At 69.3% G+C, this 15,262-nt stretch carries 11 protein-coding genes; 2 read left to right on the top strand and 9 right to left on the bottom strand.

Annotated elements, in window-relative coordinates:
* Positions 1-38: 38 nt before the first annotated feature.
* Positions 39-914, top strand: coding sequence for a pirin family protein (locus AC3WLE_RS18515; RefSeq protein ID WP_492321036.1), 876 nt, complete (start codon positions 39-41; stop codon positions 912-914).
* A 50-nt stretch (positions 915-964) separates the two neighbouring features.
* Here the strand turns inward: AC3WLE_RS18515 and AC3WLE_RS18520 are convergent, their stop codons facing one another.
* From AC3WLE_RS18520 to AC3WLE_RS18550, 7 genes are all read right to left on the bottom strand, one after another.
* Positions 965-2,113 (bottom strand): porin, encoded by a 1,149-nt coding sequence (locus AC3WLE_RS18520; protein ID WP_492357033.1) that lies wholly within the window; start codon positions 2,111-2,113, stop codon positions 965-967.
* Between the two features lie 298 nt (positions 2,114-2,411).
* On the bottom strand, positions 2,412-3,236 hold the full coding sequence (locus AC3WLE_RS18525) for an SDR family NAD(P)-dependent oxidoreductase (RefSeq protein ID WP_492321038.1): 825 nt from the start codon (positions 3,234-3,236) through the stop codon (positions 2,412-2,414).
* 26 nt (positions 3,237-3,262) lie between these two features.
* Positions 3,263-3,679 carry a MaoC family dehydratase gene (locus tag AC3WLE_RS18530; protein ID WP_492357032.1) on the bottom strand — a complete coding sequence of 139 codons (417 nt, stop codon included), beginning with the start codon at positions 3,677-3,679 and terminating at the stop codon, positions 3,263-3,265.
* Positions 3,680-3,693: 14 nt separating this feature from the next.
* The gene (locus AC3WLE_RS18535) at positions 3,694-4,134 is read right to left on the bottom strand and encodes a MaoC family dehydratase N-terminal domain-containing protein (RefSeq protein WP_492357031.1); all 441 of its coding nucleotides are present in this window, start codon (positions 4,132-4,134) and stop codon (positions 3,694-3,696) included.
* A gap of 26 nt (positions 4,135-4,160) precedes the next feature.
* On the bottom strand, positions 4,161-5,348 hold the full coding sequence (locus AC3WLE_RS18540; protein WP_492357030.1) for a lipid-transfer protein: 1,188 nt from the start codon (positions 5,346-5,348) through the stop codon (positions 4,161-4,163).
* Between the two features lie 37 nt (positions 5,349-5,385).
* Positions 5,386-6,525, bottom strand: coding sequence for an acyl-CoA dehydrogenase family protein (locus tag AC3WLE_RS18545; protein WP_492321042.1), 1,140 nt, complete (start codon positions 6,523-6,525; stop codon positions 5,386-5,388).
* Between the two features lie 204 nt (positions 6,526-6,729).
* Positions 6,730-9,597 carry a winged helix-turn-helix domain-containing protein gene (locus tag AC3WLE_RS18550; protein ID WP_492357299.1) on the bottom strand — a complete coding sequence of 956 codons (2,868 nt, stop codon included), beginning with the start codon at positions 9,595-9,597 and terminating at the stop codon, positions 6,730-6,732.
* A 313-nt stretch (positions 9,598-9,910) separates the two neighbouring features.
* On the opposite strand from AC3WLE_RS18550, the gene AC3WLE_RS18555 reads away from it, so the two are divergent.
* Complete coding sequence (locus AC3WLE_RS18555; RefSeq protein WP_492357300.1) at positions 9,911-12,679, top strand: winged helix-turn-helix domain-containing protein; 2,769 nt, start codon at positions 9,911-9,913, stop codon at positions 12,677-12,679.
* 30 nt (positions 12,680-12,709) lie between these two features.
* Here the strand turns inward: AC3WLE_RS18555 and AC3WLE_RS18560 are convergent, their stop codons facing one another.
* Entirely contained in the window at positions 12,710-13,678 is a 969-nt protein-coding gene (locus AC3WLE_RS18560; RefSeq protein ID WP_492357301.1) for a Bug family tripartite tricarboxylate transporter substrate binding protein, read from the bottom strand.
* A gap of 251 nt (positions 13,679-13,929) precedes the next feature.
* A complete protein-coding gene (locus AC3WLE_RS18565) occupies positions 13,930-15,093 on the bottom strand; it encodes a CaiB/BaiF CoA transferase family protein (protein ID WP_492357302.1) in 1,164 nt (387 codons plus the stop codon).
* Positions 15,094-15,262: the final 169 nt, after the last annotated feature.

Below are 15,262 nucleotides of genomic sequence, written 5' to 3' on the forward strand. Positions count from 1 at the left end.
TGCCTGTCACTATCGGCCGGCATACTCGGAGATCAGACATGAAGCGCATTCTGGGTGTCTACAGCGCACCGCGTCAGCACTGGGTCGGAGATGGCTTTCCGGTGCGCTCGATGTTTTCGTACATGAGCCACGGCAAGCAGCTGAGCCCGTTTCTGCTGCTGGACTACGCCGGGCCGGCCGATTTCACGCCGACGCAGCGCCCGCGCGGGGTTGGCCAGCATCCGCACCGCGGTTTCGAGACCGTGACCATCGTCTACAAGGGCGAGGTCGCGCATCGCGACTCGACCGGGCAGGGCGGCGTGATCGGTCCCGGCGACGTGCAGTGGATGACGGCGGGCGCCGGCATCCTGCATGAGGAATTCCACTCGCCGGCCTTTACGCAAAGCGGCGGCGCGCTGGAAATGGTGCAGCTGTGGGTCAACCTGCCGGCGCGCGACAAGATGACCACGCCCGGCTACCAGGCCATCGTCGACCGCGATATCCCGGTGGTGCCGATGCCCGATGGCGCCGGCACGGCGCGCGTGATCGCCGGCGAGTACGCGGGCAAGGCCGGTCCGGCGCGCACCTTCACGCCGATGCATGTGTGGGATATGCGCCTGAACCAGGGGGCCAGCACGCGGCTGGCGCTGCCGGAGGGCTGGCATACCGCGCTGGTGGTGCTGCGCGGCAAGATCACCGTCAACGCGGAGGCGACGGTGCGGGATGCCGAGATGGTGGTGCTGGACGGTGCCGGCGAGGATGTGAACATCGAAGCCAGCACCGACGCGGTGGTGCTGCTGCTCAGCGGCGAGCCGATCGACGAGCCGATCGTCGGCCATGGCCCGTTCGTGATGAACACTGAAGAGCAGATCGCCGATGCCTTCCGCGACTTCAGCAGCGGCCACTTCGGCAGCATCGCGGCGGGCGGCCGCTAGGCGCCTGCTGCAGCAACGGGGCGAGCCTTGCGGCTCGCCCCGTTCCGGCATCAGAAGATCTGCCGGATCCCCACGGTCACGCCCACCATGCTCTTTTGCCCGGCCATGTTCGGGTACCTGAAGGCAAAGGCGGTGGCCGCGCCGTCGAAGCTCAGGCCGCCGTTGCGAGCATAGCCGGCCGACAGGTACACGTCGGTGCGCTTGCTGAAGTTGTAGTCGGCGATGAAGCTGACCTGCTGCATGTTGGACGGGTTGGTTTCGGCGGCCGTGGCGGTGGCGCGCGCGCCCTTCACGTCGGCGTAGTAGTAGGCCAGCGACAGGCCCAGCGCGGGCGTGGCCTGGTAGTTGACGCCAGCCCACCAGTAGTCGTCGCGCAGCAGCGTGTCGCCGCTGGCGAACTCTGCCTTGTTGTAGCGGTAACCGAGCGTGAACTTGAATGGGCCGGTGTTATACAGCGCGGCCGCGCCCAGCTTGGTCATGGTCCCGGGCTGGCCGGTGACCGCGGCAGGGCGCCAGACGTCGGCACCGATCGAGGCGCCGAAGCCGCTGCTGTTCAGGTACATCAGCGAGCCGCCATAGGCGATGTTGTCGCTGAAGTGCCCCGGCACCTCGCCCGCGCCGCCGTTGGCCAGCAGGATGGCGGCATTCTGCACCGCCACGCCGGCGCCGAACGAGAAGTGCGCCACCGCCTGCAGCGGACCGAACTGGCCGGTGTACTTGACCATGTTGTCTTCGCGGTAGTTCAGGCCCATCCACCAGATGCCCGGCTCATAGGTGGCGGCAAAGCGCATCGGCGCGAAGTTGGCCATGCCGTCGAAGAACGACGTGTACTGGCGCCCGAAGGTCAGCTTGCCGATGCTCTTGTTCTGCAGCCCGACATAGGACTGGCGATTGAACAGCGGCGCGCTCTGCAGGTTGCCGCTGTCCCACTGGAAGCCGCTTTCCAGCACGAACAGCGCCTGGTTGTCGGCGCCAAGGTCTTCCACGCCGCGCAGGCCCCAGCGCGAGGCGGACAGGCCGCCGATCTGCGGCATCCCGATGCGCTTGCCGCCCTGCGTGGGCGTGGCGGCGGATGCGGCCACGCGGTTGACATACTCGATCGATCCGTCGATGACCCCATACAGCGTCACGCCGGACTGTGCATTGGCGCTGCCTGCAGCCGCGCCCAGTACAGCCAGCGTGATTATCGATTTCTTCATGCTAAGTTGTCTCCTGTCGGTTTTTTATGGAAGGCGCTGGCCGGTTGCTACGCCCGGCTCTGTTCCATTAGACCTTTGCGCGTGGTGTCAGGCCCCCTCCTAAAAGGAGTGAATCGGGGGCCGGGTGTTGCAATGCCGCACGGTTGATGGCAGGAGGAGAGCCCCTATTGACTTGGAATGCGTTTCAGCATGAAAGCGGGACGCGTTCAAGCGAGGCGCGGCGCAGGCACGCTGCCCGCGAAGCACAAAAGAAAACGGGGGCTCGCCAATGCGAGCCCCCGTTCCGGTGCGGCTGGATTTACTGCACGTTGCCGGCGACCGCGATCACCTGGCCGGTGATGTAGTTGGAATCCGGCGAGCAGAACAGGTACACGCCGCCCGCGGCTTCTTCCGGGGTGCCCCCGCGGCCAAGCGGATTGCGCTGGGCGTGCGACTTCAGCATCTCGGGATTCAGCCCGACGCGGATTTCACGGCCTTCGATATTGACCGTGGCGCCGGCCTTGGCGTCGGCCGAGGTCATGCGGGTGTGGATCAGCCCGAACGCGACCGCATTCACGTTGACGTTGAAGCGGCCCCACTCGCGCGCCATGGCGCGGGTCATGCCGATCACGCCGGCCTTGGCGCCGGAGTAGTTGATCTGGCCGGCATTGCCGTTCAGGCCCGAGGTCGACGAGATATTGACGATCTTGCGGTACACCTCGCGGCCGGCTTCCTTGTCGGCGGCGGCCAGTGCCTTGATGTGCGGATAAGCGGCGCGCAGGATGCGGAACGGCGCGGTCATGTGGCAGTCCAGGATGGCGTACCACTGCTCGTCGCTCATCTTCTGCACCACGTCGTCCCAGGTAAAGCCGGCGTTGTTGACGATGATGTCGATGCTCTTGAAGTTGCTCATCGCGGTGTTGATGAAGCGGTCGGCAAAGTCCGGTGCGGACACATTGCCCACGCAGGCCACGGCTTCAACGCCTATTGCCTTCAGTTCCTCGACGGTCTGTTGCGCCGGCTCGGCGTCCAGGTCATTGATGACCAGGCGCGCGCCTTCGCGTGCCAGACGCATGGCGATGGCGTTGCCGATGCCGCGGCCCGAACCGGTGACCAGTGCCACCTTGCCTTCAAGTGCTCCCATTTCAGACTCCTTGTGCTTGATTGGATTTACAGGGCAACGACGGCGTCGCCGAGGATCTTGCTTTCGCCATACTGGTTGGCGGTCTGGATTTCCAGCTTGACGCGCTTCTCGCCGTCGACTTCCAGCTTGTCCACCACGCGGCCGGTGCAGGTGATGCGATGGCCCAGGTGGGTGATGCCGACAAAGCGCACGCCGAACTGGCGCAGCTGGCGCTGGTCCACCCACAGCGTCAGCAGGCGGCCCAGGTAGGCCATCGACAACATGCCGTGCGCGAACACGTCGGGCATGCCGGCCTTGCGCGCGTAGTCGGTGTCGATATGGATGGCGTTGTGGTCGTTCGACGCGCCGGCGAACAGCGCCAGCGTAGTGCGGTTGATCGGCTCCAGTGTCAGCGGGGGCAGGGTGTCGCCGACCTTGACCTGGTCGAAGCTCAGTTTGCTCATGCGGGTTCTCCGGTTCAGCCGTTGCGTTGCACCAGCACGCTGCGCAGGTCCGCCACGTGCTCGCCGTCCTGGTTGGTCACGCGGGTCTCGCGCACCAGGAACTCCAGCGCGCCGCCCTTCTTGTCGTAGATGTCGGCGATGGTGGTGGTGAAGTGCAGCGTGTCGCCGGCGTAGGCCATGCGGTGGTAGATGAAAGATTCCTCGCCATGCAGGATGCGCGAGGGCACGATACCGACCTCATCGCGCCACGCGGTGGACGGTTGCGTCAGTTCCAGCGAGAACAGGAAGGTCGGCGGCAGCGGCAGGCCCGGGTGGCCGGCGTCGCGCGCCGCGGCTTCGTCGATATAGACCGGATCGGTCTGGCCGGTGGCCTTGGCGAAGAAGCGCAGCTGGCTGGCGGGGGCAGAGGTGCGGAAGTCCGCGATCACTTTGCCGATGTGTTTCTTGTCGATCATGGATGGGCTCCTGTGTCGGCGTGTGCTCAGGCGTGCTTCTGGTACAGCGTGACCACGCAGGCGCCGCCCAGGCCCAGGTTGTGCGTCAGCGCCAGCTTCGCGCCCTGCACCTGGCGCTGGTCGGCGGTGCCGCGCAGTTGCTGGACCATCTCGTAGCATTGCGCCAGGCCGGTGGCGCCCAGCGGATGGCCCTTGGACAGCAGGCCGCCCGACGGGTTGACCACCCACTTGCCGCCATAGGTGTTGTCGCCGTCGTTGACCAGCTTCTCGGCGCCGCCTTCCGGGCACAGGCCGAGGCCTTCATAGGTCAGCAGCTCGTTCTGCGCGAAGCAGTCGTGCAGCTCGATCACGTCGATGTCCTGCGGGCCGACACCGGCCTGCTCATACACCTGCTGCGCGCCTTCGCGCGTCATGTCGAAGCCGACCACGCGGATCATGTCGCGAGCGTCGTAGGTGCTGGGGCGGTCGGTGGTCAGCGCCTGGCCGGCGATCAGCACGTCGGTCTTCAGGCCCTTCTTGCGGGCGAATTCCTCCGACACCACGATGGCGGCGGCTGCGCCGCAGGTCGGCGGGCAGGCCATCAGGCGCGTCAGCACGCCTTCCCACAGTGCCGGCGCGGCCAGCACGTCCTCGGTGGTCAGCACGTTGCGGAACACGGCCAGCGGGTTGTTGGCGGCGTGGCGGCTGGCCTTGGCGCGAATCCTGGCGAAGGTTTCCAGCCTGGTGCCGTATTTGTCCATATGGGCCTTGCCGGCGCCGGAGAACTGGCGGATGGCATTGGGCAGGTCCTTGCGGTCGACGAGGTCGTCCACCAGGTTGAGGGCGTGCTCCAGCGCTGGGGCGCGGTCGTCCCAGCGCGACTTGAGCGCGCCGGGCTGCATGAACTCGAAGCCGACGGCGAGCGCGCAGTCCACCGCGCCGCTCTGCACCGCCTGGCGCGCCAGGAACAGCGCCGACGAGCCGGTGGCGCAGTTGTTGTTCACGTTGATGACGGGGATGCCGGTCATGCCGACCTGGTACAGCGCCTTCTGGCCGCAGGTCGAATCGCCATACACGTAGCCGGCGTAGGCCTGCTGCACGTCCTCATAGCCGAGGCCGGCGTCTTCCAGCGCCTGGCGCACGGCCGTTGCGCCCATCACGTCATAGGTGTCGCTGCTGCCCGGCTTCTTGAACGGGATCATGCCGGCGCCGGCGACGAATACCTTGCGAGTCATGTGTGTGCTCCGAAGAATGTCTGTGGGTGGGCGGTGCTTACAGCTTGCGGGCGATTAGTTCGCGCATCACTTCGCTGGTGCCGCCGTAGATGCGGGTCACGCGCATGTCGGCAAAGGCGCGCGCCACCGGGTACTCCATCATGTAGCCGTAGCCACCGTGCAACTGCACCATCTGATCCAGCGCGATGCCCAGCACTTCGGTCGAATGCAGCTTGGCGATGGCGGCTTCTTCCAGCGTCAGCCGGCGGCGGACGTGCTCGCCGATGTAGTGGTCGATCATCAGGCGCACGGAGATGGCCTGCGTCTTGATGTCGGCCAGCTTGAACTTGGTGTTCTGGAAGTCCCACACGGTCTGGTTGAAGGCTTTGCGGTCCTTGACGTAGGCCAGCGTGTGCTCCAGGCAGACCTCCAGCTTGGCGGCGGCGCTGACGGCGATCGACAGCCGCTCCTGCGGCAGCTCGGTCATCAGGTAGGCAAAGCCCTTGCCTTCCTCGCCCAGCAGGTTGGCCACCGGCACGCGCACGTTGTCGAAGAACAGCTCGGCGGTGTCCTGCGCGTGCTGGCCGACCTTGTCCAGCTTGCGGCCGCGGCGGAAGCCTTCGCGGTCGGCTTCCACCACGATCAGGCTGACGCCGCGCGCGCCGGCGGCGGGGTCGGTCTTGCAGACCATGATGATCAGGTCGGCGTTGAGCCCGTTGCTGATGAAGGTCTTGCTGCCGTTGATCACGTATTCGTCACCGTCGCGGGTAGCGGTGGTGCGGATCGCCTTGAGGTCGCTGCCGGTGCCCGGCTCGGTCATGCCGATGGCCAGGATGTATTCGCCGGAGCAGACCTTGGGCAGCCAGCGTTGCTTCTGCTCTTCATTGCCGAGGCGGGCGATGTATGGCGCGATGATGTCCGAGTGCACGCCGAAGCCGACGCCGCTCAGGCCGACGCGGGCGTATTCCTCGGCGAACACCGCGCAGTGGCCGAAGTCACCGCCGCCGCCGCCGTACTCGGTCGGCAGCGTCACGCACAGCAGGCCTTCGCGGCCGGCCTTGAGCCAGGTCTCGCGGTCGACCTTGCCGGCCTTGTCCCATTCGGCTTGCCTGGGCAGGCATTCGCGTTCCAGGAAGCGGCGTACGGTGGTACGGAACATCTCGTGGTCGTCACGATAGATGGTGCGGTTGATTTCCATTGGGTGACTCCGGATATCGGTCTGCGGGAGGTTGCCTCGGCCAAGGTATGCGGCCACTGGTATGGCGCTAAGGTACCGGGGAGGAGGGGGCCGCGAACACCACCCGCGTCAGGTGGCCGGAGACAGCAAAGAGGGGGGTGCCGCGCATGGGTTGCGCGGCGTTGGGGAGGGGGAGCGGGGGAGGGAGAGGGAGAGGGCGCGCCGTCAGTGCGGCGCTTCAGGCGGCTGGGCGCCGCCGGCCTGGTCCAGTTCGCGGTCGCGGGCGCGGGCCACGGCCTCGTCGCGGCTGCTGACGCCCAGCTTGCGGAAGATGTTGCGCAAGTGCCATTTCACCGTCTCCGGCGACAGGCCCAGGGTGCGCGCGATCTTCTTGTTGGGCAGGGCCTGGCCGAGCAGGCGCACGACATCGGCTTCGCGATCGCTCAGTTCCTCAAAGCGCGCGTCGGCCTTGGCGGTGCCACCGGCGGTTGCGACGGCGGCGGTGCATCCGGCCGCGCCCGCTGCGTCGGCACGTGGCGGCACGGCGGCCTGCAGGCGTTCGACATAGAAGGCCAGCACCGGATCCAGCGTGGGGTCGGCGGCCGCGCCGGCGATCTGGGCGAGCGCGCCCGGGCAGGCGTCGATCAGGCTGCGCATCAGGCCGAGGCGGTGGCCCCGGCGCAAGCCTTCCAGCACATGCGCGCGTGCCGGCCCGGTCTCGCCGCGCCGCGATGCCACCACCGCCGCCAGCATATGCAGCTGCGCCACATGGCGTTGCCAGCCGCGCGCCTCGCAGTAGGCGATCAGCGGCGCCATGCGGGCCGCGGCCCCGCGCATGTCGTCATGCGCCAGGCTGAGCAGCACGTGGGCGCGCTCGGTCACCATGTGGATCGCGTCCAGCGAACCGCGCGGCGCGTTGCGATGGCGTGCGGCAATGGCGTCCAGGCGGGCCAGCACGGCCTCGGCGGCGGCAATGTCGCCGCCGGCCAGGTGCAGCCGGAACTGGTTGGCCAGGCTCTGCGCGACCAGGCGGTCCAGGTGCAGCTGCGTGCCGTAGTCCTCCAGCCGCTCCAGCTGGGCGAAGGCATCAAGCCGGTGGCCGCTGAGCCAGTGCGCGGCCGCGAGCACGGTGTGCACCCGCAGCACCGAATCGGGGATCGATACCCGTTCGAGCACGTCGACGCGGTCTTCCAGCAGCCGGCGCGCAGCGTCCAGGTCGTTCTGTTCATACAGCACTTCGCCGAGCAGCGCCGCGGCAAAGTATTCCGGCTCGGCGCCGGCGCCGGCGCCGCCGTGGCCCACCTGTTCGACTTCACGCAGCACGTCGCGGGCGACGCGCTCGGCCTGGATCACGTTGCCTTCCAGCGCATGGCTGAAGCCGATCATGCAGCGGCCGTTGAGCATGCCGCTGGCGGTGCCCAGCAGCGGCGCGCCGTCGATCAACAGGGGCGGCGCCTCGGTCTGGATGCGGCGGGCGCGCTCGTAGTCGCCCAGGTGCATGTAGAGCCACGACAGCAGGTTGTTGCGCGAGCCGATGAAGAGGGCCGCAAGGTCGGGGGGCGCTGCCTCGATCTGCGGCAGCAGCGCCAGGGCGCTCTGGGTATCGTCGCGCAGCACCGCCAGTGAAAAGCGCAGCAGCGACAGCCGGTAGCGCAGCGAGCTGTCGCCAGGCGGGATATCGGCCTCCAGCCGGTTGGCGGCCGCGGCGCATTGGTCGAGGTCGCGCGAGAACATCTGCATGCGCAGCGCCAGCAGGCGCAGTTCGGGGCGCGCCTGCACCTGATCGGCGGGGATGGCGCGCAGCAGGCCGAGCGCCTTGCGCACCTCGCCGCGCATCATCAGGGTGTCGGCAAAGCGCTGCACCAGGTCGGCCGCGGTGTCGGCATCGCCCGCCAGCACCGCATGGCGCACGGCCTCTTCCAGCATGCGATGGTCGCGGAACCAGCGCCATGCCGCCGCGTGCACAGCGCGCTGCTGCGACTCGCTGCGCGAGCGGAACCGCTGCGCCAGTGTTTCGCGCAGCAGCGGATGCAGGCGGTACCAGGCTTCGCGTTCGGGCCCCTGCGCGGGCGTGATGAACAGGTTCTCCTGTTCCAGCCGTGTCAGCAGCGCCAGGATCTCGCCTTCGCCGCCCATTGCCTGCTCGCCCAGCGCCTCGCACAGCGATGCGGTGAAGCGTTCGCACGAGGCGGCGCGCACCAGCAGCTCGGCTTCGTCCGGCGCCAGGCGCGACAGCACCTCGCGTTCGAAATACTCGGCGAAGGCGCCGGCATCCTGCACGCTGGCCTGCACGAAGCCGGTGGCAAAGGTGAGGCCGCTGGCGTTGGCCTTCTTGCGCTTCCAGTGCGCGGCAAAGAGCTGCAGGCCGGCCACCCAGCCGTCGGTCAGCTCGTGCAGCATGCGCGCATCGCGCGGGCTGATGTCGCCCAGCTGGGCGCGCAGGAAATGCTGCGATTCAGCCAGCGTGAAGCGCAGGTCGCGCTGGTCCAGCTCCAGCAGCATGCCCTGGTCGCGCAGGCGCCCGAGCGACAGCGGCAGCGCTACGCGCGAGGCCAGCACCACGTGGAAATTGGCCGGGGCATAGTCGAGCAGCCACTGCAGCGGCTCCAGCACGCGCGCCGTCAGGTGGTGCACGTCGTCGAGCACCAGCGTCACGTCGCGCGGATGGGCGGCAATGCCGCGCACCAGCGTGATGATGGCGCGCTCGACGGCTTCGTCGTCGGTGCCGCGGTCGGCCAGCACCATGGCTTCGCGCGTCAGCGCGGGGCTGACCTCGGACAGGCAGCCGAGCAGGCGGTCGAGCCAGCGCTGGCGCTCGTTGTCGGCCGGCTCCAGCGTCAGCGCGGCCATGTCGAAGCCGAGCGCGAGCAGGTCCAGCCGCCACGCGGTCAGCAGCGCGGTCTTGCCGTAGCCGGCCGGGCCCTGCAGCACGATGCAGCGCCGGCGCCGTGCCTCGGTCAGCTGCGCCAGCAGGCGCTCGCGCGCGACCACGCGCGCCGCGCTGCGCAGCGACGCCGGCCGGGACGGCTGCGAGACTGGCGCGGCGGGCTGGCTACGGGGAGCGGCTGGCGGATTGGCTGGCGTCTGGGGCATGGACGAGGCAGGACGGTGCAGGTGAGGTGCGGAGGAAATGCGGGTGGGGCAGCGCGATGCCGGGCAAAGGCGGCACGTTGTCGCAATTGTACTGGCAGACGCGGCCAGGCCGGCTGTCCGGGTGGCCCGGGTGAGACGCGCACAGCACCCGCGGGCCACCCGGAACAGGTGGGGAAGGGTTTGCCGGATGTCCGGTCACAGGGCGTCGCCTTATATTCGCGCAGCGGCAAGCCCGCTGGCGAAGCGCGTGCCTGTTCATGCCTTCGCTCCTTCGTCCCTTTGCCCCGCTTCGATTGCGCACCGCTGGACGCCCATGGAAACCATACATGCTGCCGTCGCGACCCGCCTCGTGCCGCCGCGCCAGAACCGGCGCTCGATTGCGCGCGAGGTCCTGCTGCAGCGCCTGCACCATGCCCGGCATGGCCGGCTGATATTGCTGACTGCGCCTGCCGGCTACGGCAAGACCACGGTCATGGCGCAGTGGCGCCACCGCCTGATGGCCGGCGGCGCGCGCGTGGCCTGGCTCACGATCGCGCCGGAAGACGACGACCTGGGCCAGTTCTGCGCCAGCCTCGATGCCAGCCTGCGGCAGGCCGGCATCCGGCTGTGCCGCCCCGGCCAGGAATTTGGCAGCGACCCGGCGCACCCCGCCGCCTTGCTGCCTGCCTTCGTCGCGCTGCTGGACGGCGTGCCCGGCGAGGTCTACCTGATGCTGGACGGTCTCGACCGCCTGCGGCACCCGGCCACGCTGGCCTTCCTGCAGGGCGTGCTGTGCGCGCGCCTGCCGCACCTGCATATCGTCGCCGCGGCGCGCGGCGAGGCCGGGCTGGCCCTGGCCCGGCTGCGCGCCGGCCGGGAGCTGGCCGAAGCCGGCCGCGCCGAGCTGGCCTTCAGCGTTGCCGAAACCCTGGCCTTCGTGGGCCAGCGCGTGGAAGGACGCACCGCGCGCCGGGAGAACTCGCAAGCCGCGATCGACATGGCGGTGGCGCTGCAGGAAGTCACCGAAGGCTGGCCCGCCGGCGTGGAGCTGGTTGCCGCATCGCTGCGCATGGGCCAGGAGCCGGCGTGGCCGCATGCGCAATCCGCTGCCCTGCATGCCTACTGGCAGGAGGAAGTGACCGCCGGATTGCCGCCGGCGCTGCTGGACTTCATGCGCTGTCTTGCGGTGCCGCGCCGCATCCATGCCGATCTTGCCGCGCTGCTTGCCGGCTGCGCGCAGGCGCCGGCGCGCCTTGCCGAGATCGCCGCGCGCGGCCTGTTCCTGGAGCCAGCCCCGCCCGAGCCGGATGAGGTTGCCGATGGGAGCGGGCAGGGCTGGTACCGTTTCCACCCGTTGTTGCGGGCGCACCTGCTGCATGAGCTGGAGCACGGCACGGGCCCCGGGCCGCATGGACTGCCTGAGCTGCAGCGGCTGCACGGGCTTGCGTCCGCGTGGCTGGACCATTGCGGCAAGCCGGCGGAGGCCATCGGACACGCGCTGCGCAGCGGCGACTTTGGCCGCGTGCTGGCGCTGGTGGAGGCAACCGCGGCCCACTTGCCCGGCGTCAGTCCGCTGCGCGACTTCCTGCAGTGGGCCGACGGCATTGCACCCGCGCGGCTGGCGTTGCACCCGGCGCTGCTGCTGGCCTCGGCCTGGGCATGCGTGGTATCGGTGCGGCCGCAGCACGCCGAGCACTGGATCCGGCGCTGGGAAGCCAGTGCCGGGCCCGGCGTGGATACCGTCGTGCACGCCACGGTGATGCGCGCGACCATTGCCGCGCAGCAGGACGACCACGCGCGGGTGCAGTCGCTGCTCGACAGCCTGCAGGGCAGGCCGCCGGGCAATCCCGCGCTCGAGCAGATCCGCATGAGCCTGGCGTTGCGCTACGGCACCCTGCTGGGCTGCCAGCCCCGTTCGCGTGCGCCATACCGCTGCGCGGCGCAGCCCGGCGACACCGAGATTGCGCTGATGGGTGCCGGCACGATGGCGCTGATGGCCTGGGTCGAGGGCAATGCCTACGAGACGCTGCGGCTCGGCACGGACGTGCTGGCGGCCGCGCAGCATGCCTATGGGCGCCGCTCGATCGCGGCCAGCCTGTGCGCAGTGCCGGTGGCTGCCGCGCTGTACGAGCAGGACCGCATTGCCGAAGCCAGCGAAGTGCTGGCGGGCCGGCTGCAGACGCTGCGTACCGGCACCCCGGACGTGCTGATCGAAGCGGCGCTGTGCCATGCCCGGCTGCAATGGCTGGCCGGCGCTCGCCATGAAGCCCTGGCGGAACTGGTGGAAGCCGAAGCCATGTTCCACCGCCGTGGCCTGCCGCGCGGGGTGGCGCGCGTGGCGGCCGAGCGCCAGCGCCTGGCGCTGCTGGGCAAGGACCTGCGCCACGCGCAGCGGCTGCAGGCCTCGCTGGAGGAACTCGGCCGGCACGATCCGGGCGCTACGCCGCGCGGCCAGGAAATCGCCGCCGTGGCGGCGCTGGCCCGCGCCCGGCTGGCGCTGGCGCAAGGCGAGCCCGCGCAGGCGCTTGCCGCGCTTGGCACCGTGCGTGGCCTGTACGTGGCTTCGGTGCGGGAACCGCTGCTTGTGACGGTCGACCTGCTGCAGGCCACCGCGCTCGACGACCTCTATCGTCCCGATGAAGCGGCACCGTACCTCGAAGCCGCGCTGGCGGCGGGCGAGCGGCTGGGGCTGGTGCGCACCATCCTCGACGAAGGCGAACGTACCTTCGGCTTGCTGGCAGGCATGGCTGGCAGGGAGGACGGTGGCGCGGCGGGGCGCGGAGCATACCTGGCGCGCCTGTGCGAGGCCGCCGCGATGCCGGCGCCGCCGCCCGGGCCGGCCGAGCCCGGCGCCGAGCCCGCCGCCGCGCCGGCCGCGTTGCCGCCGGCCGACGTCGGCAAGGGCCGGCTGCTGACCCCGCGCGAGCGCGAGATCCTGGCGCTGCTGGAGCAGTCGATGTCGAACAAGCGCATTGCGCTGGTGCTCAACCTGAGCGTCGACACCGTCAAGTGGAACCTGCGGCAGATCTACGGCAAGCTCAACGTGTCGCGCCGCTACGATGCCATCCTGGTGGCGCGCAGCGCGTTGCAGCGGCCGGGCTGACCGCACTGGCCAGCCGGCTGTGCGCTTGCATTATTCCGCGGTGGCGCCGCTGGTCTTGATCATCCGGGCGACCACGGGCTCGGTCGCGTCGAACTCGCGCCGGAACTCCGCCGGCGAGTTGCCCACCGGATCCATGGCCAGCGCCTCGAGCCGCGCGCGCATGGCCGGCGACTGGATCGACGCCCGCGCTTGCGCTTCCAGCCGCGACAGGACCGCCGCCGGCGTGCCGGCGCGCGCAAACAGGCCAAGCCAGGCGGGCGAGCGCAGTTCCTGCTCTTTCAGCCCGGCCTCGGCCAAGGTCGGTACGTCGGGCAGTTCCTTGATGCGCTTGTCGCCCATCACGGCGAGGGCGGCAAGCCGGCCGCTCTTGATATGCGGGCCGAGCGTGCTCATCGAGCCGATCGCCCAGGCGACGTTGCCGGAGATCAGGTCCTGCGCCATCGGTGCTTCGCCCTTGTAGGCCACGTGCGCCATGTCCAGGCCGCGCACCTGGTTCAGGTGCGCACCGACAAGGTGGGGGAAGGTGCCGACGCCGTAGGAGCCGTAGCTGACCTTGCCCTTGTTCTTCGCGGCCCAGTCCAGGAACTGCTGCACGTTTTTCGCCGGCACGTCCCGGTTCACGGCCAGCACGATCTTGCCGACGCACACCTCGGTGATGAAGGCCAGGTCCCGGCGCACGTCGTATGGCACGTTGCGGTACAGATGCGGCGTGTTGATCAGCGGCGAGGAGTGGGTGAGCAGGATCGTGTAGCCATCCGGCGCGCCGCGCGTGATGGCCTGCACCGCGATCACGCCCGCGCCGCCGGGCTTGTTGTCGACGATGATGGTTTGTCCGAGGCGCTTGCCCATGTCCTCGGCCAGCGCGCGCGCCACGGTGTCGGTGGCGCCGCCGGGCGGGCCCGGGACAACAAAGGTGATGGGGCGCGACGGGTAGCTCTGGGCACCGCTGGCGGCGCTCCACGCCATCGCTGCCATCGCGATCAGGGACTTCATGCGCATGATGTGATACCTCGGGAAAGGGAGTAGGGGGCGGCGCAGCAAGGAAGCTGCATGTGGGAAGTTATAGGATGCCCGGCACCTTGCATGCCCCCCATATCGGCTGGGCGGGATTGCCCTAGTTGGCGGCCAGTCAGCGTGGCAGCCAGGAAAAGAAAGCTCCGGCATGAGGCCGGAGCGAAGCACGCGGCCGGACGATGCCGGCCAGGTGGAGATTGGGTTGTACGGCGCGGCGCCTGCCGCGCGTGTGCGCCTTAGCGCGCTGCTATCAGCCCCAGGCCCTGTGCCTGCAGCTGGGCCACGCCATCAGCATCGAAGCCCCAGTCGCGCAGCGCGGCGGCGCCATGCTCGCCGCGCGCCGGCGCGGGCCCGGAGATCCCGGAGGGCGTGCCAAGGAAGCGCGGCGCCGGTGCCGGCTGCACCACGCCCGCGATTTCGACAAAGCTGCCGCGCGCGCGGTGATGGGGGTGGTTGGGCGCTTCGCTGAATTCCAGCACGGGTGCGATGCAGGCATCGCTGCCTTCGAACACGGCGCACCATTCGTCGCGCGTGCGGGTCAGGAAGACGGCCTCGAACTGCTTGCGCAGCGCGGGCCAGCCGTTGCGGTCGTACTGGGCCGGCAGATCCTTGCCGGCAAGGCCCAGCTTGTCCAGCAGCTCGGCGTAGAAGCGGCCCTCGACCGGGCCGATCGACATGTACTTGCCGTCGCGCGTGCGGTAGCTGTCATACCAGGGCGCGCCGCCGTCGAGCACGTTGGCCTGGCGCTGTTCGCGCCAGTTGCCCGAGGCCAGCATGCCCCAGAACACCGCGCCCAGTTGCGCGGCACCTTCGGTCATGGCCGCGTCGACCACCTGGCCCTTGCCGCCGCGCTGCACATTGAGCAGCGCCGCCACCACGCCGAGCGCCAGCAGCATGCCGCCGCCGCCATAGTCCCCGACCAGGTTCAGCGGCGGTACCGGTGCCTGCCCGGCGCGGCCGATACCCGACAACACGCCGGACAGCGCGACATAGTTCAGGTCATGGCCGGCACGGTCGGCCAGCGGGCCGGTCTGTCCCCAGCCGGTCATGCGCGCATAGACCAGCTTGGGGTTGAGCGCCAGCGCGGTGTCGGGCCCCAGGCCCAGGCGTTCCATGGTGCCCGGGCGAAAGCCTTCGATCACCACGTCGGCGCGTTCGACCAGCGCCAGCGCCGCGCGCTGCGCTTGCGGCTGCTTCAGGTCCAGCGTGACCGAACGGCGGCCGCGTCCGGTGATATCCACGCGTTTGCCGGTGGCCGACTTGGGCCCCAGGTCGGCCGGCGCCGCCGGGCGGTCGACGCGCAGCACGTCGGCGCCCATGTCGGCCAGCAGCATTGTGCCGAACGGGCCCGGCCCGATGGCTTCGAATTCCAGTACGCGGATTCCGCTCAGTACACCCATGGTGGTTCTCCTCATGCCCTCCTGTTTGCATGGGATGCACCCATGCCCTTGATTGCGCTTTTGCAGGTTGCAAGTAGACCAAAAGCCGGCACACCCTAGCCCCACCCGTATCAGGTAGGAGGCCGCCCACCCTTCCTGCGCTGCACAAAGGCGCTCCTATAATCGGTTC

The organism is Cupriavidus sp. FW306-1B-F12B, from assembly GCF_058781795.1.